This is a genomic window from Maricaulis sp. (genome assembly GCF_048268525.1).
Classification (GTDB): domain Bacteria; phylum Pseudomonadota; class Alphaproteobacteria; order Caulobacterales; family Maricaulaceae; genus Maricaulis.
This window is the reverse complement of record NZ_JBLWVH010000013.1, coordinates 33,601-57,074: the sequence shown is the minus strand read 5'-3', so window position 1 is coordinate 57,074 and position 23,474 is coordinate 33,601. Positions and strand designations below refer to the sequence as shown.

Below are 23,474 nucleotides of genomic sequence, written 5' to 3'. Positions count from 1 at the left end.
GTGCCCTCATGGCCCTTTGCCACCGTCGTGGATGTGATCCGGTCATTGGTTCGCTCCGGGCGCCTAGTCATGACGGTATCGCTGCTTGTTTCTGTCAGTGGGACGGCCACGGCAGAGGATCGGCCGCCGTCAGCGCAAGGGGGCTTCATAATCCGCGGCGCGACAATCATATCGCCTGAAAGTCCGCACGACGGGCAGGTTGCCGACGTGCTGGTCTCCAATGGCCAGGTCATGAGCGTGGACGCAGAAATTCCTGATGGAAGATTCGATGTCATTGACGCAGATGGGCTCTACTTGCTGCCCGGCTTGATTGACAGCCACGTGCATCTCTACCACGCGACGGGGCTGCGCCGCCGGGATACGCCCGAGTTTGAAGACCTTCATGCGGCTTACATGGAGCAGCTGCCGCGCAGCTATTTGTTCCATGGTTTCACCACCGTCGTGGAACTGAACGCCGACCCTCAGATCAACGCCAGGTTCCTTGCCTCGCCTGCCCGGCCAAACTTGCTGCACTGCGGCCCGGGAGTCGTTTTGCCGGACGGATTCATGGCTCTCGACTTCGCGCCGGATCAGGTGGTCGATGCGTTTTCCGCATTGCTTCACGACCCGTTCGGCCGCGGTACCTTGTTGCCAGGAATGCGCGCGGTCGACCATACGCCCGACGCGATCCTCGACGTGATTGAGGCCGCAGGCGGGTCTTGCGTCAAACTCTACTATGAGGAGGCGCTTTGGTGGCCGGGCGGCGCGCCCGACTTCGCCCTACCGTCGGCGGAGATTGTTCGTCAATTGACGGCGGCGGCACACGCACGAGAGATGCCGGTCTTCCTTCACGCGACGTCCCCGGCGGGGTTTGAACTGGGAATGGCGGCGGGGATTGACTTCTTTGCGCACGGTCCCTGGGAATGGCCTCAGGACGGGTTTCTAGCGCGGCGACCGGGGCCGCAGGTCGTGTCACTCATGGAGTCGCTCGTCGCAAGTGATCAAAGTGTGCAATCGACCATTCGGACACTGGCAAACACCCGTTCGTTGTTTCAGCCCGATCTCCTGAATGACCCTGCCTGGCTGGATGTGATGCCCGCCGAGCTCATTGAGCATCTACGGACCGATGCACAGGTACAGCGTGGTCAGTTCATCGAACGCTTCGGAGATCTCATTCTCGCCGGCGGCGGAACGCCAAACGACCTGCCGGACCTGCAACGAAATTTCGTTCGGCGATATCAGACCCTTGTCGCCAACTATGTGCGTGACGGCGGAAAGCTGCTGTTTGGAACAGATACAGCGGTCGGCGGGTTTGGATGGGCGTCGCCGCCGGGACTGGCCGGGTATTGGGAGATGCTGGACCTGGAGCGTGCCGGCGTACCAGCGGAGGCCATCCTGGCCGCAGCCACAGTCAGCAATGCACGGGCGCTCGGAATTGGCGATACGCATGGGCTGATTGCTCAGGGATATGCAGCTGACCTGATACTCCTCACGGAAGACCCTCGCCGAAGCATGGAGGCGATGAATTCCATTCAAACGGTGTGGGTCGGAGGCCGCAAACTGCGCCGCGAGGCACTTTCGGCGCGCCAGGGTGGGGATGCTCGCTAGGTTGGCGCCTGGCGGCTGAACTTCGCGAAACTGTCTGCGACGGCCACATAGACGTTTCGCTTCCATGGAATGATCAGGTCCGGGATGTCGCTGAGCCGACCCCAACGCCATTGGTCGAACTCGACCTCATCATGGCCAGCCAGGTCAAAATCCTGATCATTGCCGGTGAAGCGAAAGGCAAACCATCTCTGTTTCTGACCAAGGTGCCGCTTCTTACGGAAGCGCGGGTCGTCGCGGACGTCAGCTGGATAATCATAGGCCAGCCACCCGTCTATCTCACCGAGATAGTTTACGAGGTCAGGCCGGACTCCTGTCTCCTCGCTCAATTCGCGCAGCGCAGCGGCCTGATGGTCTTCACCGGGATCGATTCCGCCTTGCGGAAGCTGCCAGTTCCATGGTCCCGGCGTTGCGTCTCGCCGACCAAGCCAGACGTCGCCCTTGGCGTTGAAGAGCGCGATCCCGACATTCGCCCGGTGTTTCGGGTAGGGATCGGAGTGAGCGGTCGACATCAATGCCCGCTATCGGCGGCAGCGGCATGGAGATCGTTCGCACCGGTCCCGTCCGGATCTCGGGCCCAACGATGGTCGGTCGATGCTGTGTCATCATGATCTGTTGCCGCAGCGGCCTCCTCGGCAAGGCGGGCCTCAAGGCGTCGCCTTGCCATGACAGCTGATGGAGGTGCCAACTGGTAGCCTCTCAGATCGAGGCTTATCGCCCAGTCGCGTATTTGTTCGACCGTCGCCGGGTAGGCGAAGCCGGTACCCAGTGCAGACCCGTTCTGGATCGCTAGGGCTTCAAGCGCCAGCAAACGCTCATCGATCGCGTCAGGCGACAGGTCTTCGTCGAGAATCCGGTCGGCGACGGCATAGGTGATATTGGTTGCATCGGCGGCAGCCTCGATGGTCGACCGACGTCCGGCGCCATCATGCAGGAAGGCGACCCCACGGCTTTCCAGCGTGCCGAAGACTTGTCTCATGGCGCCCTGTGACGCCGAGAAGCGGGCGCCGAGATAGTTTGTCACGCCAAAGTAGCCGGTCGCACGACTCAAGACCCAGGACAAGCGACGGCTGTTCTCTTCGGCCGTTCCGTCGGCAAGCAGAGTGTGCGGGCCAGGGTCGTTGTTGGGGTAGTCAAAGGGTTCCATCGGCGCCTCAATGAGCACTTCGTGACCGGCCGCGCGTGCGCGGTCAATCCAGCCCTGGAGATCCCGGGTGTAGGCAGCAAAGCTCAATGCGACTTCGGGCGGCAACTCGTCGATCGCTGCCTGGGTCACCGTTGAATTGAGACCCATGCCGCCGACGACGACGGCAATGGTCGGAGCGCCGGGGTCACCATGATAGGGGCGGGCATAGGCGCGTGATGGGCGGGTGCCGTTCCCGGCGATGATCGGGAGCGGCCCGCCGGGACCCGGCTCGGTCAGTCCAGCTATCGGGGCCCGGGCAAGTGCATCCGGATTGGTCGAGACGGCTGACAAACGTGCCTCAGCGTCAGCCGGGTCAGAGCCGCGGGTATCGGCCGGCGATTCGGTCACGGCTGGCGCGTAAAAGTCTTCCCGGACGCCTGACAGGCTGACTTCACCTTCGCCCTCGGGATCAAGGAACCGAATACCCTCATCGTCCAACCCGTTATCCGGGCGAACATCATGGCTGGAAGCCACGATGACCGGCGCAGGCTGGACACCGCCGACGGCGCGCGGCAGGGCAATCTCCCCATTCCCGAATACGGCTACGCCGCCAATCACCACGCTTAGCAGGACCGCCGCTGCAAGTCCGGCGAAAAGGGGGGCTCGCAAGGTCAGGAGAGGTTGCGCGTGGCGAAGAATGGCGGACGACATGGATACAGCATGGTTCAAGGATTGCCGGATTGAAGGCCGGACAGACCTTCGGTTGGGACCCAATGTGCCTGTGTGTGCTGTAAGAAACGGTTAACGGCGACAGGTTCACACCTGTCGCCGTTCAAACCATTTTTCCGATATGGCAACGTCCGTCAGGGACGCAGAGACGCTTGTTGCGTTTCCATGGCAGTGCCCAGAATTTCCACCGCACGATGCAGTTGATAATCCTCGTCTTCTGACCAATCGACCGGCGGCTGCTCCACGGCAGCGATATCGGTGTTCTCGCGCTCGACGCCGTTTTCATTCGCCAAGGCCCCGTCGAGATCGGCTTCGGAACCGATCTGTGGAACTTCCGCCTCGTCGTCATCGCTGAGCGCCCAGGCCGAAATCTGCTGGTCGGGGACAATGCCTGTTGCCTGAATTGAGCGGCCGGCCGGCGTATAATAGCGACCGGTGGTCAGGCGAAGGGCGCCGTCGCGGCCACCCCTCAACGGAATGATCGTCTGGATCGATCCCTTGCCGAAACTTGTCATGCCGACAAGTTCGGCCCGTTCACGGTCTTGCAGGGCGCCGGCGACGATTTCGGCGGCACTTGCAGTCCCCTCATTGACCAGGATCACGATTGGCGCGCCATTGAGGCGATCGCCTGGGCGGGCGTTGTAGCGCTGTGTGTCGCGCGGGTCCCGTGTGCGGGTGGAGACGACTTCACCGCCGTCGAGAAAGACATCTGTGACCCCGATTGCCTGGTCCAGCAGACCACCGGGATTGTAGCGCATGTCAATAATGAGTCCCGGCAGGTCACTGCCGAACTCGTCGCGCAATTCGGTGAGGCCTTCGTGGACCATCTCGGTCGTGCGTTCGTTGAAGCCGGCGATCCGCATATATGGAACACCTGACTCGATTCGGGTTGCCACGGTTCGCAACGGGATTGTGTCGCGGACCAGGGTCACGTCAAACGGGTCGTCATCCTGCCGGGCGATCGTGATGGTTACCGGATCACCGACAGCGCCGCGCATCAGTGCGACGGCCTCGTCAACCGAAATCCCGACAATGGCGTCACCGTCGACGGCAATGATGCGGTCATTGGTGCGCAGGCCGGCGCGTTCGGCCGGCGTGTCGGAAATGGGAGAGACAATGGTGATGTACTGGTCACGGCGGACCACTTCCATTCCCAGCCCGCCATACTCGCCGCGGGTGGTCACGCGGAGGTCCTCATAGGCGTCGGGGCTGTGATAGGCCGAGTGCGGGTCCAGCGAGGACAGCATGCCTTCAATCGCGGCTTCGATGAGTTCGGCCTGATCGGTGTCGGAAACATAGTCCGCTTCGATCCGGCTCAGGACATCGCCAAAGAGCTCGATCTGGCGGAAACTGGCCGACCGGTCTTCCTGGGCGCCTTCTGCAGACACCGCGATAGCCACGGCGCCAACGGCAAAGGCCACCATTGAAGCGAAGACATTGATACGCATGCAATCTCGCGTCCTTTGAGCGCGATGGGCAAAGCCCGTCTGCAATCAGGTCCGGAACCAGGGGCCCGGGTCGATTGCATCGTCATTCCGTCTCAGCTCCAGATACAAGTCTGATGCCGGTTGGGCGTTTTCGGACATCGCGCCTATCGGCTCACCCGCCAACACGCTCTGCCCGACACTGGCATAAGTAACGGCCATGCCTGCCAGCACGACATAGTAGCCATCGCCAACATTGAGTATCAAGAGACCGCCGTATGTATTGAACGGTCCGGCGAACTCAACCCGGCCATCGAAGGGCGATACTACCTGCGCCCGAGGCCGGGTCCGAATGAAAATTCCTTCAGATGCTGTGCCATCTTCGGCCAGTTCGCCGAACCCGCGAATGATGTCGCCTGATGCGGGTGGCCGCAACCGTCCACGCGCGTCGGCAAATCTCAAGGTTTCCAGCGGCGCGTTCGGCACTCGGGCGGCCACAAGATTTCGTGGCGGTCGTGGCCGCGGTGCCGGAATGGAGGTCTCAGACGGAATTCGGCGCGGGCTGAGCGTCGGCATGACCTCAGCCATTCTGGACAGTTCGCCTATCAGTGACCGGATAGACCGGGCGCGCTGTCCAGCCGTGCTGGAGGCTTCCAGATAGGCTACCGCTTCATTGCGGTGCCGGGCTTCCAGCGCCCGGCGCTCGGCAATCAGCATTTCCAGCTCCAACCGCTGGGCAGCCAGGGTCTGTTCGGCGGCGCCAAGCGCGGCTCGCTCGGATTCAATTGCCGCACGGACCTCGCGCAATTGTATCAACTGCCCCGCAATCTGATCGGCCCGCTGCCGCAGCGCCGGCGCGACTTCCGCCATCAGCGATGCGGCACGAGCTGCTTCGGCAGCGTCGTCAGGTGCCGCTAGGACCGCTGGTGGCGTCTGGCTCTCGATCCGCTGGATCGCAGCCAGAATGTCGATAAGGGTTTCGCGGTCGGCGGTCAGTCGGGCGAGGAGATCGGCCTCGACAGCGGCCTGTCTGGCCAGTTCACGTTCGGCGTCGAGAGCCGCATTTTCACTGGCCCCGACGCGAGCGCCCACATCGACAAGCTGGCGCTGCATCAACGCGACTTCATCCGCCAGTTCCTCGGCCTGGAGCCTGGCGGCTTCAGCCTGGGCCGCGTTCTCGCGTTCTTCCTCTTCAAGACGTGCCGCCTCATCCACATCGGGAGGTGTGGTAGGCTGGTTCTGGAGCAGGAGCAGGGCTGCGATCAGGCTCAACATGGTCGAAAGGCTATCTCGCTGGCGGTTAACGCTCAATCACGGTGATATGGCGTGCCGGCCTGGATCGAGACCGCCCGATACAACTGTTCTGCCAACATGACCCGAACCAGCTTGTGGGGAAAAACGGCAGGACCGAAGGCCAGCATCAGGTCTGGTTGTGGCAATTGGCTGCGGTCATGACCGTCGGCGCCGCCGATACAGAACACCGCCTCGCGGCATCCTTCATCGCGCCATTGACCGATCTGCCGGGCCAATTGCCGCGAGCCCAATGCCTTGCCGCGTTCGTCGAGCAGGATCAGCCGGGCGCCGGGGTCCAGGCTGGTCGCCAGGGCCCGGCTTTCATCACTCGCCGACTTGAGTGACCGGTTGTCCAACTCGCTTTCGACGAGCGGCCCTAGGCCGACGGACCGTCCTGTCGCCGTGCCGCGCTCAAGATAGTCGTCAACCAGGGTGCGTTCAGGGCCGGATTTGATCCGGCCGAGGGCGGCGATGCGGAGTTTCACTCAGGATGCCGACGCATCCGGCTCGACCGACCACATCTTTTCCAGATTGTAGAATTCCCGGACTTCCGGACGGAAGAGGTGGATGATCACATCGCCAATATCGATCAAGACCCAGTCATTGGTCTGTGTCCCTTCGATGCGGGCCTTGCCGCAACCGGAGTCCTTGAGCTTGCGCACAAGATGATCGGCCAGCGAGGCGACGTGCCTGGCTGAGCGACCGGATGCAATGATCATGATGTCGGTGATGGATGATTTTCCACGCAGATCGATGGCGACAATGTCTTCGGCCTTGTCGTCATCAAGCGAGTCGAGGATCAGGGTTTCCAGGGCCTCGGTGGGACCGTCATCGCCGGTGACGCGAACAGCGGCTGCCGTTTCCTGCTCAGCGCGGCGCGATAATTCTGTAGACAGGGTCAGTGTCCTCTCTGTCATCCAAACACAATGGCTATTCATATCACGCTTTGGCTGTCGGTTCGAGCCAGTGAAGCGAGAACAGTTCAGCATCGTCCGACCAGCTGGACCGCACTGTGAAACCCACTGATTCTGCAAGGGAAGTGAAGCTTTCCTGCGTGAATTTATGGGAATTTTCAGTATGGATGCTCTCGCCGACATGCAGATGAAACGGTCGACCCGAGATTTCAAACGCCTGGGCCCGTTCGGCGACCAGATGCATTTCAATACGCGCCCTGTCGGTGTTCCAGACCGCCCGATGTGACAGGCCATCCGGGTCAATCGATCCGTCCAGTTCCCTGTTGATCCGGTGAATAAGGTTGAGGTTGAACCGGGCCGTTACTCCCAGGGCGTCATCATAGGCAGCTACCAACCGGGCCGGGTCTTTCACGCGATCAGCGCCGATCAGGACGGCATCCCCGGGCCGCATTGCCCGGCGGAAGCCAGCGAGCAGGCGGCGGGCCCCGTCAGGTTCGAAATTCCCCACGGTGGAGCCCGGGAAGAATATGACACGCTTGCCGTCATCCAGAGGCAGGTGCGCGAGTTCCAGACCTTGCGTGAAGTCGGCGCAGACCGCGCCAACCTGCATGTCCGGATAGGCTCCGGCGATTTCCAGGCAGGCCGCTTTCAGGTGATCGCCCGAAATATCCAGTCCGACATAGGCAGCAGGGTCAGGCAGGGCGTCGAGAAGTTTCCGGACTTTCACGCTCGAGCCGGACCCCGGCTCGATGACCACAGCCCCGGGGCCGGCCAGCGTCGCCAGTTCCGGTCCGATCCGGTCCAGGATGGAGAGCTCGGTCCGGGTCACATAGTATTCCGGCAGATGGGTAATTTCGTCAAAAATGGCGGAACCGGCCGCGTCGTAGAAATAGACCGGCGCCAGTTGTTTCGGTGAGCGGGAAAAACCGTCCAGCACGTCAGCGAGAAAATCGCCGGCGGGTGGGTGCTGGTCTTCAAAGAATGCGAGCGCAGCGTGGCCGGTCGGGCGGCCGGAGACCCGGTCGTGCATGGTTTTGTCCTGTCAGCGTCGTTTGGAGGGTCAGTTGCGCGCGCGCAGCGCTGTCGAGGAGTGCGAGTGTAACCGCTCAGTCAGATAGGTCCATGCCGGAGCCGTTTGCAGGGGCAGAGCTGTAGCTTCACTCTCACGAATGCGTGAAGTGGCGAACTGGCGGGCGGCATGTGACAGGCGTGCCCGCACCGCGTCCTGTGGCCGCGCAATCACGGCGACCGGGCAGGCCTCGAATATCCGGGTCCAATGGGCCCAGCGATGAATGCTGGCGAGATTGTCGGCGCCCATGATCCAGACAAAGTGGACGCCGGGATGTGAGCCTTGGAGGTGCGTCAGCAGGTCTATGGTCCGGGTCGAACCGAGGCGGGTTTCGATATCGGATACGCGCATACCGGGGTGTCGGGCCAGCTTGCTGACAGCGGAAAACCGCCGGGCGAAGTCGTCAGCCGGTGTACCCTTGAGCGGATTTTGTGGCGAGACCAGCCACCAGACCTGGTCCAGACCCAGCCGGCGCAACGCTGTGCGTGCAACATGCAGATGGCCATTATGCGGCGGATCGAAACTACCGCCGAACAGGCCGACACGCATGCCGCGACTTAGGCCCTCGCCTCGCAGTGCCTGCCCCTGTCTCATCGCGCAGCCTCCGCGGGGCCGGTGCGTACGATGTCGTCGGCGTGGATCAGAGCGGAGCTTCGGCGATAACCCAGTCGTATCTCGGCTTCGTCGCTGCGACATCCGGCGATCAGGCGGGCATCTGCGGCGCTGTAGGCTGTTACGCCGCGCGCAATCACCTGTCCGTCCGGCCCGAGTATCCGGATGGTCTCTCCGCGCTCGAACTGTCCTTCAACCCTCTGGACACCGACCGGCAGCAAGGACTTGCCCAACGCCAGCGCCGTCGCTGCGCCGGCGTCCACCCGGACTGCGCCATTTTGGCTGACCACGCCGGAAATCCAGCGCTCACGCGCACTGGCAGACGAGCGCGACGGGTAGAACCAGGAGCCATGCTCGTCGCTTGCGAGGCTCATCAACGGGTTTTTTGCGAGTCCAGACGCGACTGCCGTGGCACAGCCGGAGCCGCCAGCCAATTCAGCGGCGAGAATCTTGGTCCGCATTCCACCTGTCCCGACGCCCGCACGTTCATTGGCGTCGCCGGCCATTGACCGGATTCGGTCGTCGATTTCTGGAATGTCGTGAATTGCCCGGGCATCGGGTGTCAGTCGGGGGTCGGCTTCGTAAAGGGCATCGATATCGCTCAACAGCACGAGCAAGTCGGCGCCTGACATCTGCGCGACCCGGGCCGCCAGCCGGTCATTGTCGCCATAGCGCAGCTCATCGGTCGCAATGGTGTCATTCTCGTTGACCACCGGTACCGCGCCGAGATCGAGCAGGGCGGACAGGGTGGCACGGGCATTGAGCCAGCTGCGCCGGTCCTCGGTAACATCGAGCGTGAGCAGGGCTTGAGCGGTGACCACGCGATGCATCGCAAAGGCGCGCTCCCATAGTCCGATCAGGAGCGGTTGCCCGGCCGCGGCGGCGGCCTGCTTCTGCTCCAGACTGAGGTCACCAGCAGATAGGCTGAGCCTGATCCGGCCGAGGGCGACGGCCCCCGAGGAGACGAGGATAATCCGAACGCCACGACTTCGCAGGGCAACGACATCGGACACGATGGCAGCGATCACGGCGTCGCCAGCCTGCATGAGGCTGGAGCCGACCTTGACCACGATGCAGCGTGCCGCGTCGAAGCCAGGTCGCATCATGACGGCGACCAACCCTCCTCGCCCTTTTCAGCTGCCTCAGCGGCGGCTTTTTCGGCGCGGCGGTTCTGCAATACGATGTCCCAGGCGCTGCCACACAAAGCCTTGACGCCATCGCCGGAGACGCCCGACAGTGTCATGACGGTCTTGCCGCTGGCCGCTTCAAGTTCGGCGCGTTTCTCGGCCACCATCGCCTCGTCCATGGCGTCGATCTTGTTGAGCGCCAGGATTTCCTGCTTCTCGGGCAAACCGTCACCATAGGCTTCCAATTCCCCACGGACTGTATTGTAGGCGCCCACGACATCGTCTTGGGTGCCATCGATCAGGTGGATCAGCGAGGCGCAGCGTTCGATATGGCCGAGGAAGCGGTCACCGATCCCGGCACCCTCATGGGCGCCTTCGATCAGGCCGGGAATATCGGCCACGATGAAGCGTGAGCCGGGACCCAGATCCACCACGCCGAGATTGGGATAGAGCGTCGTGAAGGGGTAGGCGGCGATTTTCGGATTGGCCTTGCTGACGACCGACAGAAAGGTCGACTTGCCGGCATTGGGCAGGCCCACGAGGCCAACATCGGCGATCAGCTTCAGGCGCAGCCAGATCCAGCGCTCCTCGCCCGGCCAGCCCGGAATGGTCTTGCGCGGCGCCTGGTTGGTCGAGGTCTTGAAATGCGAATTGCCCTTGCCGCCATCACCGCCGCGCGCCAGCAGGACGCGCTGTCCGACTTCGGTCAGGTCAGCGAGGATTTCTTCCTTGTCCTCGTCGAGCAGCTGGGTGCCGGCGGGAACCTGCAGCACCACATCCTCGCCGCCGGACCCGGTGCGGTTGCGGCCCATGCCGTGCATGCCGGTATCGGCTTTGAAATGCTGCTTGTAGCGATAGTCGATCAGCGTGTTGAGTCCCTCGACGGCCTCCACCCAGACATCGCCGCCCTTGCCGCCATCGCCGCCGTCCGGCCCGCCATATTCGACATAGGCTTCACGCCGGAACGACACACAGCCGCCGCCGCCATTGCCGGAGCGAACATAGACTTTGGCTTGGTCGAGGAATTTCATGGTGTCAGCTTTTTCTGGCGATCTGGTGGAACCGAGAGTTCTTATAGGAAAACGCGGATGAATTCAGCGCGTTTCTTCCGTATTCGCGCATGACGGCTGCCGGAAAATGGCTGTCCGGACACGACGGCGCTTGCAGTCACGGTGAGCAAACGGTCAGATTGCGGTGTTCATACAAGAAACTGGGTCTGTATGAACCCGAAAACACTGGAATATGAAGGGAGGCACAGCCTTCCATGATGGCTGAATGACTGAGCAAAAACCGAACCGGAGGCGTCCGTCGAAGAAGACGGGAATGCTTGAAGTCCGCGTCTCCCCCGAGGAAAAGGCGGCTTTTCTTGAGGTCTGTCGTGCGGCGGGCCGGTCGGCGAGCTCGGTCATTCGCGATGCCATGCGCGCCTATGCCAGTTTCGGTCCGATGGCGCGCCGACCCAGGAGCACCCTCATGATTGCATCAGCCTTCGTCGGCGCCAGTCTCGGCGCTTTCTTCCTGATCCAGATGACCCAGAGCGCCGAAGCGGGAGAGCCCGACCGACTCTACGGCATGCGCATGTTCAACGCATACGCCGTGTCGGGCCTGTATGACCGCGAGTTGACGCTGGATGAATATCTGGATCGTTCAGGGACGGTCCGCGAAACCTTCGAGCAGATGGCAACTCGCCAGACCGATCCGACCTCAATACCGGCGCCCGACAGGGAAACCCTGGCTAGCCGAAGCGGTGCCATGTTCGGGCAAATCTTCATTCCGGCGGGACTCGACCCTTCACACTTCCGCGACGAGATTGACCGGGTGGGCGCGACATGTTGGGCCGCTATGGACGAGGTGCGCTTCCGGGCGTTGGAGTTCGAATTTTCCGAGTGGGACCGTGATCGGGACGGCACTGTCACAGCGCGCGAATATTCTGACGCCAGGCTGAGAAGAATGCGGCGGACATTCTCGATGCAGGATGTGGACGGCAATGGCGTGCTGTCGGCGTCTGATTTTGACCCGGCGTTGTGGGTGGCACGTGACAGGCAACGGCCCGAGGCCAGCCCCCCGTCTCGCGCCCGCCCGTCATTCCGCCTGCCTGACACGGCCTGTACCGCAGAGCGGGAGTGGGCTGCGCATGAAGAGACTCTCTCACCCGAGCATTTTGCTCGTGCCGTACCGAGCGACGCGCCGCCACCATTCGACAGCGCCGCAGGCCATATTGCCCTACAGGACCTAGACGATGATGGTTCTGTGAGCTTCGCCGAATATGTCGTTTTCGTGGGGAACTAGATGGATGCGAGCGAAGGCGGGCCAAGCGCCCGCCTTCGAGTCTCACAGCGCCAGGGACAATTGATGCATGTCTGCCGGTCCCATGCGGGCCATCGAGAAGGCGCGAGTGCCCGAGCCTTCATGGGCGAAGCCCAGCTTTTCCAGCACCCGCCCCGAGGCGGGATTGTCCTTGTAATAGCCGGCGATCACACGGCGCGTGCCCAGAGTGTCGCGGGCATGGTTGATCAGCCCGCGGCCCATTTCCGTTGCCAGGCCGCGCCCCCACCAGGGCTTGCCGATCCAGTAGCCGATCTCCCAGTCGGCGTCGGTCGTGCGTTTGAACACACCACCACCGCCAACGACCTCGCCGCCCATTTCCACCGACAGTGAGACATTTCCGCCCGGCTGCCAGCTGGCGCGGGTCACAAGCACCCACATCTCGGCCGCCAGGGCCGGATAGGGGTGGGGAACGCGGGCGGTGTTCTTGGCCACGTCATAATCGCCCAGATAGGTCGAGATGTTCTCGGCGTCTCCCAGTTCGGGAAGCCGCATCACCAGGCGTTCTGTTTCAATCCGCGGGCCCATGAGCCTCTCCTCGCGGGGGGAACAAACAAAAAGGGGAGGCGGTGGTCCGTCTCCCCTTTAACGCGTCTGGCGCTGTCGGACCCTGCCTGTTCAAGACACGGTCCGGATATGTGCGAACCGCTTATTCTGCTGCTTTGGCAATCGGCTCTACCGAGACGAAGGCCTTGCCGCCGGACTTTTTCGCGAAGACCACGCGGCCTTCGGTAAGCGCGAAAAGGGTGTGGTCCTTGCCCATGCCGACATTGGCACCCGGATTCACCTTGGTGCCGCGCTGACGCACGATGATGTTGCCGGGAATGACTTCCTGGCCGCCATATTTCTTCACACCAAGGCGGCGACCTGCGGAGTCGCGACCGTTACGGGATGAACCGCCTGCTTTTTTGTGAGCCATTGATCAGTCCTCCGATTACTTGGCCAGCGCCTTGGCGGCGTTGATCCAGTCGTTTTTCTCTGCCTTGGCCTTGAGACCCGTGATGGTCTCGCCCAGGGCGTCCAGGTCAGCATCGGTCCAGGCTGCGATCTGTGCAAACGTGGTGATGCCGGCTTCATTCAGCTTGGTGGCGAGGGCCGGACCCACACCAGCCAGTTCGGTCAGCGCGTCGGCGGCTGCGGCCTTCGGCGCTGCGGCTTTCTTGGCCGGAGCCTTTTCAGCCTTCGGTGCAGCAGCTTTCTCGGCCTTCGGAGCAGCCTTGGCTTTCGCCTTCGGCGCGTCAGCGGCTTTCGGTGCGGCCGTGGTCGACTTCAGCGCGGTCTTGGCCTTCTCGCCCGGTGCGACGATTTCGGCGATCCGCACGACCGTGCCCCACTGGCGGTGGCCCTTGGTGCGACGGTAGTTTTGGCGGCGACGCTTCTTGAAGACGATGATCTTGCGGGCGCGATTGGTGTCCAGCAGCTCGCCGATCACCTGGGCGCCATCAACGGTCGGCGACCCAACCGTGACGCCGGCGTCCGAGCCGAGCATCAGCACATCACCGAGGTCGAGTGTGTCGCCAGCGGCGCCCTCGAGTTTCTCGATGCGAATTTCGTCTCCGGCCGCAACGCGATACTGCTTACCGCCAGTCTTGATCACTGCAAACATGATCTTCTTTGTCCTTTTGTCCGATCCGTCCGGTTCCGCGGGATCACCTTGATCCACAACGCCCGGCGGGTCCTTTTTCTTCACTCCGTATGCCCGGAGCGTTGTTCATGATTTATGGGCCCGCGACGGCAAGCCGCACGAGCAGGAGCGGGCGTTATACGCATGCCGGTCAGAGAGTCAACGAAAAGGGCAGTATACCGGTACATGTCCATGCCTGCGCATGCACGGTGATGCCCCCTTGATTTTATCCGCCCAGTCAGTCAAAACCCCGCTTCCCCGCGGAGAGGTGCCGGAGTGGTCGAACGGGGCGGTCTCGAAAACCGTTGAGCGCGCAAGCGTTCCGAGGGTTCGAATCCCTCTCTCTCCGCCACTATCCCCCCGACATCTCCCTGTCTGACACCACCCCCGTCAGCAACTTACATAAGATCGTTGGCGCTCAGGAAGTCGCGTGCGTTGTTGATCACGTAGGCTTGTTGGGTGTCGGTCATGGCGCTGAACAGGGGCAGCCTCACCAGCGTTTCGGCCGCGTCACATGTGACGTCGAGCTTGCCGTGCGCCCGCCCGTAGAGTCTGCCGCCAGGCGTTTGGTGCAAGGGCACATAATGCGGCGCCGCTACAATGTTCCTTGCCTTCATCGTCTGGCAGAAGGCGTCCCGTAGTTGAGGGGTGGGAAGACGCAAATGGTAGATATGGGCGTTGTGTCCGGCTCCGGTCGGAATGCTCGGCGTTCTGATACCCGAAAGACTGTCGAAGGCCTGGTGATATCGCGTCCACAGTCGCATGCGTTTGGCGTTGAGATCATCAACCCGTTCCAGTTGTCCGAGCAATACAGCCGACGCCAATTCACTGAGCAGATATGAGGATCCCAGGACCAGCCATTCATACTTGCTTTCCTGGCCGCGCAGGAAATCCGCCCGATTGGTGCCCTTGTCCCGAATGAACTCGGCCCTTTGTCGGTCTTCCTCGTGGTTGACGAGGAGCGCACCCCCCTCTCCACAGGAGATGTTCTTGGTATGGTGGAAGCTGATCCCCGCGAAGCGTCCGAAACTGCCGAGAGGTTGACCCATCCAGTCGGACCCCAGTGCCTGCGCTGCGTCTTCGAGCAGGTCGATCCCGTGCGCGTCGGCCAAGGCACACAGGCTACGCATGTCGCAGGGGACACCGGCATAGTGAACGATCATGATCGCGCGGGTCCGATCGGTAATCGCCGCCTCGGCCTTCACCGGGCAAATGTTCAGGGTTGCCGGATCGACGTCGACAAACACCGGAACCACACCCCGGATGGCAAACGCGTTCGCGGTGGAAACGAAGGTGAATGACGGCATGATGACTTCATCGCCCGGTTCCATTCCGGCGATAAGGCACATCATCTCAAGTGCGGCGGTGCAAGATGGCACGACATAGGCTTCGCGGCACCCGGAGAGCGTGGAGATGCGCGTTTCGCACTCCTTGGTGAAACGACCGCCGCCTTCCAGGCGGCCCTCGTCCACAGACGCGTGCAGGTGCGCCATTTCAAGTGGCGAATAATCCGGCTTGCAAAACGGGACAGAGACGCGATTGTCATTCGATGATGGCATGGTAGGAAGTCTGCCTTGGTTAGCCGGTCGTCCCAGCCTGTTATCCGGTGGTCATAACGGAGCCGATCCTGAATCAGTAGCCAATAACGCGCGACCCGCCAACCGGCGGACGCGACCGGACCGGGTTGGACCAGCCCAATATTTCGAACGGCGTGTGCCGGCTGTTTCAGGCTGATGGCCAAGCCTCTTGGGGGTGGAGTTGAGACTGACGGTGCCAGTTCTGCTTGTGGTTCTCGGCGCGATTGGTTTGTGGCTGGTTCCGTTGGACCAGTGGGTGGCGGTCCTCGATGCGTCAGATCTGTCGTGGCTGATCTGGGCAGCGGTTGCTGTTTTCGTTGTCCAGTCGACCGAGGCTGCCCGCCTGATGTGTCTCAGCACAATTCCCGTCGGGGCCTGGCGCTCGGTGATGAAGCTTACATTTGCCGCAGGCGCCATTTCGCTTCTCCCGTCCGGCTGGATTGGCGGTGACGCCTACAGGGGGCATGGCGCAGCGAGGATGGGAATAGGGTGGAGCGGTGCGATCTCGGCGGTTCTACTCTCCCGGGTCATCGGTCTGGCCGCGACGCTCGGCACGACCGGCATCGCCTTGTTGCTTCTGGCGCCCGCGACCAATGGCGCCGGTTTGACATTCGGTTCGGAGGGGGCTCGCTGGGTTTTGGTCGCGGGAGGCGGACTTGCAGTTGGCGCCGGTCTCGTTTTTGCGGTGTTGCGAAACACAGCAATGGCCGGCAATTTGCGCCAATTCCTCCGTGACACGGCGTTGACCATCCGGGCGACACCCTTGCATCGCCTCGCAATGGCCGTCGTGTTGGGCCTGGGTACGGCGATTGCCCGATCTGTCCTCCTCTGGGTTAGCGCGAAGTCCGTCGGAGCAACCCTCGGCCTGGATGTTGCGGTTCTTGTTGGCGGTCTGGCGTTGATCGTGACGATTCTCCCTCTCGTTGGAACAACAGTCGGTGTCCGCGAAGCCGTGGTCGCCGGCCTGCTGGTTGGATTCGGACTCGATGCGCCGACCGCCATATCCATTTCTGTTCTGGCGCGTCTGATGACGGCAGGAACCTGCGTCGCTGTATGGGCGGCCGCGTCGGTTGCCGCCCGTGTATGGCCCCCGCAAATTGCGGAGGAAACCTGAAATGGCGGGCCTCATCTTCGTCACAGGGGCGCCAAGGTCCGGGACCGGCTTGCTCGCCGATCGCATGGCCGCAGGGCCGGGGCGACGTTGCATACCGCAGCCCGTGCCGCTGGTCCTGTCTGGATTGAAGCAGGCGTTTCTGACCCGCCGGGCAGCGCCGGGGCAGCCGACGGCCTATCCATTGTCAGACCAGCAATTTGCGACCTACACATCGCCAGATGAGTTCACATCCTACCTCGAAAAGGCGATCCCAACGCGGGAGGACTGGACTCGCTGGCTCGATTCCATGGACGGCTACTCCGGACAGTACACCCGCCCCGCAACGCCGCTGAGCGGGGTCGAGGCCATGCTGGGACAGCCGCCTTTGGAGGCGTTTTCGCGCTATCTAATCGCGAATTACAAGACGCCGGGTGCGGTAAAATCCATCGTATGGAAAGAGACGTTTGCGGAAGAGTTCGTGCCGGGTCTTCTTGCGGCGGGGCATCATTGCCTCATTATTGTTCGAGACCCGAGAGACAGCATTGCCTCACAGTTCGCCGGGAGAGGCGAGCAGTTCGTGGGTGGTCCAAGACCGCTTTTGTTCGTTTGCCGCCAATGGCGTAAATCCGCGCTGTTTGCGTTGGCAATGAGCGGTACACCCGGGTTTCACACCGTGCGCTTCGAGTCGCTCGCCCGGAATCCGGTCTCCACCCTGTGCGACGGACTTCCACCCGAAATCGCGCCCGATGCCGATGAAATCGGGGCCGCTGATGGTACACCGCGCAATTCCTCTTTCAGTGACACAAGTGTGGGTTCGACGCAGACAATAGGCCGTCACAAGACGCATCTTTCAGCAAAGACCAACGCCTTTATCGAGGCAATCTGCGCCGCTGAAATGAGCGCGCTTGGCTACGAAACCTCGCTGACACCGGGTGAACGGAAAATCACTATTGAACGTGGCTTTCAAGATGCCGAGAACGGGCGGGCAGAGCTTTCGCACTACCTGTGGAATGAAAGCCGTCGCGATGAAGAACTGTCGAGACTCAATGCTATCCAACGGCCGGACTGCGGCTTTCTCCCCAAGGCCTTCCTGTTCGAGCGCGCCTATGACCGACTGCGGACCGCGGGAAATACTCGATGACCGTCAGGATCGTCACAGCTCCCAGAGCCTCGCATTTGATCCATGCAATCGTCGCGGGCCAGATCTCCCGTCGTCCCGAGTGTCGCCACTGGCTGGTTCCGGCGAATGCATGCGATGCAGTTTATCTCAGTTTGATGAGCGCAGGTGCCAGCTTCGACGTCGTTGACATTAGTCCTGACAATTACTGTCTTGATGTTGACCAGGCCATTGCGAAGCTGAGCAGTGGCCGTCCGCATGCCGGCCTGATCTACATTCACGGCTATGGCGCCTCCGGATCTGCGGCGTCGGATATCGGGAGGTTGCGCGAAGCCGCCGGGTCACAAACGGTCATCATTGATGATCGCTGCCTTTGCTCGCCTGCGGTTGATCCGGAACCAGCCGGCGTCGGCCAGGCTGATGCGATTGTCTACAGTACGGGATACGGCAAGGTTCTCGACCTCGGTCGTGGCGGACATGCCTTCGTGAGGGAACAGCTCACGCTACAATCTGCCGCGGGTGTCTTCGATCCCGGCGCCGAGGCGGGGTTGATTGAAGCGCTCCGCACGGAGGTCGACCCCGACAGTCAGCTGCAAGCCGGAAACGATCGGCAGGTTTCAGATTGGTTGGCGAGTTGGCTTCCGATCGCTTCGGGCCCTGTCTGGAAAACCTTGCGGCGAGACGTCGAGCAAGCCTTGCCAGAGGTGCTGGACCACAAGCGCCGGCTCAATGAAGTCTACAGCGCTCAACTGCCCGCGCAGATCGTCCTGCCTGGGGCGGAACATCTTTGGCGCTACAATATCCGTGTCCCCGACAGAGACCGTCTGTTGGAGAAGGTGTTCGAGGCCGGACTGTTCGCTTCCGCGCATTTCCGCTCTTTTCGGAGTCACCGCGATGCCAGGCGATGCCCGGTTGCCCATGAGGTCCAGTGCTCGACCGTCAACTTGTTCAATGATAAAAACTTTTCCTTGGATCAAGCGGCCCGTGTTTCAGAAATCGTCGTTGAGCATCTGGCGCACGCGTCAGCGGGATAGGTTGAGGCATGCGATACACGTTTCTGATTTGCAGCGAGCGGTCGGGGAGCAATCTGGTCACTTCTTTGATGAGTGGCCATCCGCTGTTTTCCGGGCCACCACCGACACACATGTTTCGGTTGTTCGGCCTTAACAAAGGTCACTATCTGCCTTTCACCCCCGAGTCCCGGGCACGCTTCCTGACAGATTTCCACGATGCCCGATCAACCATTCTTGGTGATTGGAACACCAGTTTCACGCCCGATGAACTCTTGGAGGCGTGTGGCGACTCGCCCAACATGGCCGCGGCGTTTGACTTTATGTACCGCCGCGAGTGTGACTCAGATGGAGCCAGCCAAGCCTTTGTAAAGGAGAACCATACTTACAGGCTTATCCCCTTTCTGCTCGACCATTGGCCCGATGCCCGGTTCGTCTTCCAGGTCCGCGACCCCCGTGACGTTGCTGCAAGCTGGGTCAACACCAGCAGTGTGCCTGGTGGGGTAAAGGAAGCGGTGTCGATTTGGTGCGCCGACCAGAGTCAGACAATTGAATGCCTCTCTGCACCCCGTCTGGAAGAGAAGACGGCCCAGATCCGGTATGAAGACCTGATCACGCATCCATCCGAGGTCCTGAACGGCGTTTGCCGCCATCTGGAGGTGGAATTTGATGCCGGGATGCTTTCCGCCCACCAGAATCCGCGAACGACCAGGACTGCCAAGCAAGTCGATGCCTGGTCCAATCTTCAGCGCCCCGTGATGAGTCAGAATGCGGGAAAATTCAGGTCGGTCCTGACCGATGATGACGTCCTGTACATCGAGCTGAAGTGCGCCAAGCTCATGAAACAATTCGGATACGCGATGTTGAATGACGTCGAATCGATTGCTCCCACAGAGCGGGAACGGATGCTCGTCAGCCTCGAGGGCCGCCTGTCATCTGGTAAGGCGCAGCGTCCCATGTCTGATGCAGAGGCGCAGCGGCGCGAGCGCCGTCTGGCTTTGATCTCCCGGGTCATCAATCAGCCAGAGGTCCGGCCATGACATCTCCTGACAGGTGCGAGTACTCGGTCATCATTCCCACCTACAATCCCGGACCTCCATTGGTCGAACTGGTCGAGCGGCTGGAGCAAACGTTCACCACAATGAAGGTCGAACGATACGAGATCGTCATTGTGGATGATGGGTCGCCCAGCCTGGAGGCGCCAGCCACGCTTCGATCGGTCGGCAAGCGTCCTGGTGTGACCGTCATTCGGTTGACCCGGAATTTCGGCAAGCCGGGTGCTGTGATCTGTGGTCTGTCCCGCAGCCAGGGAGATCGGGTCCTGACGCTGGACGATGACTTGCAGCAAGCCCCTGAAGATCTCGAGAGGCTTGCGGAACACAACGACCATGACGTGGTCATCGCGCGCTACCGGAACAAGAAGCACGATCTCATGCAGCGGGTGACCAGCCGCATCAAGGCGAAATTTGACAGCGTCATTCTTGGTTATGATTTCCCGATCTCCCCGATGAAACTCATCAGGCGACAGGTCGTGGAAGGCATGCTCCGAAACTCGAGTGACCGCCCGTTCATTCCCGCACTTATCCAGCAGGTGACGACGGACATTGTTGCCGTCGATGTAGTGCATCATGCGAGCGCCTATGAGCGTTCCCGCTACACTTTCTCGAGACGGTTGCGCCAGTTTTCGAACCTGCTTGTCGGGAACTCCAATCTGTTGTTGCGGTGGCTCGGCGCGCTGGGCTTCTTTATCATGTTCGGTAGCCTTACGCTGGCAGCATTCATAGTCGTGCGGAAACTGTCGGGCGTACCGGTTGAGGTGGGCTGGTCGTCGTTGATGGTAGCGGTATTGCTGATTGGTGGCCTTCAGCTGGGGGCCATGAGCATCATCGGCCAATACCTGTTGCGAATTCTCAATATTTCATCGAGGAAGCCGGCCTATTTCATCCGGGACATTGACGGTGTCGAGTTCACGGAAAGCCGGTCCGGCAAGGTGAGTGGGTAGTGGCACGGCGGTCAGATGACGCCCGGGCGAAGAAATGCATCGGCATCCTGCAGCCGGTCTATCTGCCCTGGATCGGCTATTTCGAACAAATTGAATATGTTGATCATTTTGTTTTTCAGGATGATGTTCAATACACCAAGAACGACTGGAGAAACCGCAACCGTATTTGCACCAAAGCCGGGCCGACATGGCTGATTGTCCCTGTGAAGCGGGATGGATTGCATACAAGGTTGCATGAGAGTCGAATTGACTATGGTCGCAATTGGGCGCGAAAGCAGATCCTGACCATCAGCCAAGCTTACGCGTCATCACCATTTGTCGCGCCAGTCATCGCCATGCTCCAAGAGGCGTTTGAGGCGCAGCCGGAGAGGTTGACGGACCTGACCATTCCATTGATTGAGCGGCTTTCCTCGCATCTGTCGATTGCCAGCACATTCAGCCGGGCGAGCGATGTGCCGCGTGCACCCGACGCGGACCTGACCGCTCGTTTGCTGGAGATTGCGCAAGCCAATGACGCGACCGACCTGTATCTCGGCGCCAAAGGTGTTGCCTATGTGGATACCGGATTTCTCGCGCAGAATGGCGTGTCGGTGACATTTCAGGACTTTGTCCATCCTGAGTACTCACAGAATGGGCCAGAATTTCACTCTCACATGTCGATTCTGGATTATATCGCGAGTGTCGGTCCCGCCGGAGTCCGACACTGGCTGGATAGTCTGCCGAAATTCGGGGCCCACGGCTGAATTCCATACAGGGACACATCCGGGCTGAACCCTTATTGATCCTGTTCGGTTGAGCCAGCCCCGTTCGCGCGCGGTTCTGCGTTTTGGAGCGGAATCCAGATGATGATCGGCGACTGGACATAGTCAGACCAGGTCTCGAGGACGGCCTCGTAATCGTCTGGAAAAGTCAGCCCGTGCCGGGCCAGAACCGCCGGGTCGTGCGAATTCTCGCGGGCGGGGCTTTGGAGGACCCAGGCATTGCGGACCGTCGCACGGTCCAGGCTCGCAATTGTATGATCGAACAATGCCTGTGAGCCTGAATAGCCTGACAAGGCCCAGGGTGTTCGTGGCGTGGACAGGTCAAGTAAAAACGCAACCATCGGCAAACGACCGGACAGGTCAATCAGTGCGGGATTGGGACCTGCCTCGGGCAGGCGTTCCTGTAGTGACGTAATATCCTCGATGAAACCTCGGGTGGACGGGTCTACCCGCATGAACGTCATCCCCCTCGCGGACTCTACTGGTTCGCTCTGCGTTGAGAGGTCCGACGGCAGGCGGTAGGGGAGTTGATACGCGTGCTTCATCGAAAGAAATACGTATGCGAAGGCCAAGAGCAGGAAGATGGCGGTCGACTTCCAGAGCCGGCCTCCACTGCCAGCGATCAGGAAGATGGCGAACAGGCCGATGAGAGTGCCTGCAAAGAACTGGAACTTCACCAGCCAATTACTGCCGGTTCCGAAGAAGGCGGCCACGCAAAGCGCAAGTGTCGCCAGTAATACCGCCCAGTCCCGGAGCCAGTGGTCAAACGGCGCACGGCGCCAGAGGGCGATCACAGGGATAAGGACCAGGGCCGACACGGCACAAACCAAAATAGCAAATCCCATGGCTCCGAAATCAGGAGAGCCTGACCAAGCTTGGGTGTAAAGCGCTCGGAGGTCGGTTGGACCAAATGCGAGGCTCAGTACCGCTCCAAGCAATAACGCGACCCCGACCCAATCAGAAGTTCGGGATAAGGCAGGCGGAATCAGGTTGCGACCCAGAACGAGGGCCGCAAACGCAGCCAATGGCAAATACGTAGCCCAATCCCGTCCGCCAAATGTCGAGATGTCTTCGAAAAACCGTTCAAGTCCTCGGCCCAGCGCTCCGTCGCGTTCAAGCAGGACACGACGCTCCAATCCGCCATCGATCCGCTCCAATGTTGTCCAAGGCGGTTCCACCGTCAGGGTTTGGAAAACAAGGTAGCCGGCAACCCCGGCGAGCAACCAGCCTGCGGCCTTGGCAAGACGAGGCAGATCGGGTCGGGAAAAGCCCAGCACGAGCGGTACGGCGACAAGGGCGATGATCAGTGGCGCCAAGGGCCGGGTCAGAAAAAGGGGAATCAACAGGCTTCCCGTCACCAGCATTTCGGTGCGGCAACACGTGTCCGACCGTCTCAAGCGGACTGAAACCCTGAGCGCCAGCGCGGTGACCATCAGCAGCAGGATGTATCCAATTGCGTTATAGGACGGGTCCGGTACCCAGTTGCGGTAAAATGGCGTTACGGCCAGCCCTGCCAGAAATACATGGCTTGCCTCTGTCAGGTGGCTCGGGGTGGATCCAACACAAAACTCATGGCTCTGCCGGATCAGAAAGTAAGCGCCAGCCCAGATGAGGACAAACACCGCAATGCGGTGGAACAGGAAGGATTCGGAGAATGAAAATACATGCCAGACAACGCCAAACTGCGTGGTCTGCATGTCAATTTCCCGCAGGTTGAAAATGGAGTTGTAGTAGAAGCCCGTGTCGCTGAACTCGACTCCACGAGGCAGCAGATAGAGAACTGCCAGTGCCATCGCTACAGATGGCAGCAGCGTGGTCAGGACCATCAGGCCTCTTTTGTTGATGTCTGGTCGAGGCGCGCGAAGTGAATGCTGTGATGACATGGTTGGCGCCTTGATCTACCGGGCCGCAAGATCTCGGAGTGGAACGGTGTTGTCGCCGAACTTCGGTTGAGACGCGGATCAGGCGGGGCTCGCCTGACTCTGCGCGTGAATATGTCGACCTTCCCGATTCTCTGCCGGGGCGTCAAAAAAAGGGCAGGCCCATCGAACGGACGGGCCTGCCCTGCATTTGACTTGCGTTCCCGC

General features: G+C 61.0%; 23 protein-coding genes and 1 tRNA gene. 9 read left to right on the top strand and 15 right to left on the bottom strand.

Annotated features, from left to right (window positions below; genetic code table 11):
- The first annotated feature begins 69 nt into the window (after positions 1-69).
- Positions 70-1,587 carry an amidohydrolase family protein gene (locus ACN0X9_RS08425; RefSeq protein ID WP_417487168.1) on the top strand — a complete coding sequence of 506 codons (1,518 nt, stop codon included), beginning with the start codon at positions 70-72 and terminating at the stop codon, positions 1,585-1,587.
- On the opposite strand, the gene ACN0X9_RS08420 is transcribed toward ACN0X9_RS08425, so the two are convergent.
- The 10 genes from ACN0X9_RS08420 to obgE form a co-directional block, all read right to left on the bottom strand.
- A complete protein-coding gene (locus ACN0X9_RS08420; protein WP_417487167.1) occupies positions 1,584-2,096 on the bottom strand; it encodes an RNA pyrophosphohydrolase in 513 nt (170 codons plus the stop codon). The genes ACN0X9_RS08425 and ACN0X9_RS08420 overlap by 4 nt on opposite strands.
- Positions 2,096-3,421, bottom strand: coding sequence for a divergent polysaccharide deacetylase family protein (locus ACN0X9_RS08415; protein ID WP_417487166.1), 1,326 nt, complete (start codon positions 3,419-3,421; stop codon positions 2,096-2,098). The genes ACN0X9_RS08420 and ACN0X9_RS08415 overlap by 1 nt, the downstream gene beginning before the upstream one ends.
- A 152-nt stretch (positions 3,422-3,573) precedes the next feature.
- A complete protein-coding gene (locus ACN0X9_RS08410) occupies positions 3,574-4,887 on the bottom strand; it encodes a S41 family peptidase (RefSeq protein ID WP_417487165.1) in 1,314 nt (437 codons plus the stop codon).
- A gap of 45 nt (positions 4,888-4,932) precedes the next feature.
- Complete coding sequence (locus ACN0X9_RS08405; RefSeq protein ID WP_417487164.1) at positions 4,933-6,138, bottom strand: murein hydrolase activator EnvC family protein; 1,206 nt, start codon at positions 6,136-6,138, stop codon at positions 4,933-4,935.
- A gap of 32 nt (positions 6,139-6,170) precedes the next feature.
- Entirely contained in the window at positions 6,171-6,641 is a 471-nt protein-coding gene (gene rlmH / locus ACN0X9_RS08400; RefSeq protein ID WP_417487163.1) for a 23S rRNA (pseudouridine(1915)-N(3))-methyltransferase RlmH, read from the bottom strand.
- On the bottom strand, positions 6,642-7,073 hold the full coding sequence (gene rsfS, locus ACN0X9_RS08395) for a ribosome silencing factor (RefSeq protein ID WP_323760958.1): 432 nt from the start codon (positions 7,071-7,073) through the stop codon (positions 6,642-6,644). It lies immediately after the preceding gene.
- Between the two features lie 22 nt (positions 7,074-7,095).
- Positions 7,096-8,100, bottom strand: a complete 1,005-nt coding sequence (gene egtD, locus ACN0X9_RS08390) for an L-histidine N(alpha)-methyltransferase (protein ID WP_417487162.1) — start codon at positions 8,098-8,100, stop codon at positions 7,096-7,098.
- A 30-nt stretch (positions 8,101-8,130) separates the two neighbouring features.
- Positions 8,131-8,688 carry a nicotinate-nucleotide adenylyltransferase gene (locus ACN0X9_RS08385; RefSeq protein WP_417487161.1) on the bottom strand — a complete coding sequence of 186 codons (558 nt, stop codon included), beginning with the start codon at positions 8,686-8,688 and terminating at the stop codon, positions 8,131-8,133.
- Positions 8,689-8,729: 41 nt separating this feature from the next.
- Positions 8,730-9,857, bottom strand: a complete 1,128-nt coding sequence (gene proB / locus ACN0X9_RS08380) for a glutamate 5-kinase (protein ID WP_417487160.1) — start codon at positions 9,855-9,857, stop codon at positions 8,730-8,732.
- Complete coding sequence (obgE, locus tag ACN0X9_RS08375) at positions 9,854-10,909, bottom strand: GTPase ObgE (protein WP_417487159.1); 1,056 nt, start codon at positions 10,907-10,909, stop codon at positions 9,854-9,856. Before obgE ends, proB begins: the two co-directional genes overlap by 4 nt.
- A gap of 244 nt (positions 10,910-11,153) precedes the next feature.
- Between obgE and ACN0X9_RS08370 the strand changes: the two genes are divergently transcribed.
- Positions 11,154-12,167, top strand: coding sequence for a hypothetical protein (locus tag ACN0X9_RS08370; RefSeq protein ID WP_417487158.1), 1,014 nt, complete (start codon positions 11,154-11,156; stop codon positions 12,165-12,167).
- Between the two features lie 42 nt (positions 12,168-12,209).
- On the opposite strand, the gene ACN0X9_RS08365 is transcribed toward ACN0X9_RS08370, so the two are convergent.
- The 3 genes from ACN0X9_RS08365 to ACN0X9_RS08355 form a co-directional block, all read right to left on the bottom strand.
- Entirely contained in the window at positions 12,210-12,731 is a 522-nt protein-coding gene (locus ACN0X9_RS08365) for a GNAT family N-acetyltransferase (RefSeq protein WP_417487157.1), read from the bottom strand.
- Between the two features lie 121 nt (positions 12,732-12,852).
- Positions 12,853-13,122 (bottom strand): 50S ribosomal protein L27, encoded by a 270-nt coding sequence (gene rpmA, locus ACN0X9_RS08360; RefSeq protein ID WP_011644711.1) that lies wholly within the window; start codon positions 13,120-13,122, stop codon positions 12,853-12,855.
- Positions 13,123-13,137: 15 nt separating this feature from the next.
- The gene (locus ACN0X9_RS08355; protein ID WP_417487156.1) at positions 13,138-13,809 is read right to left on the bottom strand and encodes a 50S ribosomal protein L21; all 672 of its coding nucleotides are present in this window, start codon (positions 13,807-13,809) and stop codon (positions 13,138-13,140) included.
- 280 nt (positions 13,810-14,089) lie between these two features.
- Between ACN0X9_RS08355 and ACN0X9_RS08350 the strand changes: the two genes are divergently transcribed.
- A tRNA-Ser gene (locus ACN0X9_RS08350) sits at positions 14,090-14,179 on the top strand.
- A gap of 46 nt (positions 14,180-14,225) precedes the next feature.
- On the opposite strand, the gene rffA is transcribed toward ACN0X9_RS08350, so the two are convergent.
- A complete protein-coding gene (gene rffA, locus ACN0X9_RS08345; RefSeq protein WP_417487155.1) occupies positions 14,226-15,386 on the bottom strand; it encodes a dTDP-4-amino-4,6-dideoxygalactose transaminase in 1,161 nt (386 codons plus the stop codon).
- Positions 15,387-15,597: 211 nt separating this feature from the next.
- On the opposite strand from rffA, the gene ACN0X9_RS08340 reads away from it, so the two are divergent.
- From ACN0X9_RS08340 to ACN0X9_RS08315, 6 genes are read left to right on the top strand one after another with little or no spacing between them, the layout of a single operon-like run.
- Positions 15,598-16,518 carry a lysylphosphatidylglycerol synthase domain-containing protein gene (locus tag ACN0X9_RS08340; protein ID WP_417487154.1) on the top strand — a complete coding sequence of 307 codons (921 nt, stop codon included), beginning with the start codon at positions 15,598-15,600 and terminating at the stop codon, positions 16,516-16,518.
- 1 nt (position 16,519) lies between these two features.
- Positions 16,520-17,638: a hypothetical protein gene (locus tag ACN0X9_RS08335; protein WP_417487153.1), complete on the top strand. Its 1,119-nt coding sequence runs from the start codon at positions 16,520-16,522 to the stop codon at positions 17,636-17,638.
- The gene (locus ACN0X9_RS08330; protein ID WP_417487152.1) at positions 17,635-18,648 is read left to right on the top strand and encodes a hypothetical protein; all 1,014 of its coding nucleotides are present in this window, start codon (positions 17,635-17,637) and stop codon (positions 18,646-18,648) included. The genes ACN0X9_RS08335 and ACN0X9_RS08330 overlap by 4 nt, the downstream gene beginning before the upstream one ends.
- An 8-nt stretch (positions 18,649-18,656) precedes the next feature.
- Positions 18,657-19,664: a sulfotransferase family protein gene (locus tag ACN0X9_RS08325; RefSeq protein WP_417487151.1), complete on the top strand. Its 1,008-nt coding sequence runs from the start codon at positions 18,657-18,659 to the stop codon at positions 19,662-19,664.
- A complete protein-coding gene (locus ACN0X9_RS08320) occupies positions 19,661-20,626 on the top strand; it encodes a glycosyltransferase (protein ID WP_417487150.1) in 966 nt (321 codons plus the stop codon). The genes ACN0X9_RS08325 and ACN0X9_RS08320 overlap by 4 nt, the downstream gene beginning before the upstream one ends.
- On the top strand, positions 20,626-21,369 hold the full coding sequence (locus tag ACN0X9_RS08315; protein ID WP_417487149.1) for a WbqC family protein: 744 nt from the start codon (positions 20,626-20,628) through the stop codon (positions 21,367-21,369). Before ACN0X9_RS08320 ends, ACN0X9_RS08315 begins: the two co-directional genes overlap by 1 nt.
- Before the next feature lie 32 nt (positions 21,370-21,401).
- Here ACN0X9_RS08315 and ACN0X9_RS08310 read toward each other — a convergent pair whose 3' ends face one another.
- Complete coding sequence (locus ACN0X9_RS08310) at positions 21,402-23,213, bottom strand: hypothetical protein (RefSeq protein WP_417487148.1); 1,812 nt, start codon at positions 23,211-23,213, stop codon at positions 21,402-21,404.
- Between the last annotated feature and the right edge of the window lie 261 nt (positions 23,214-23,474).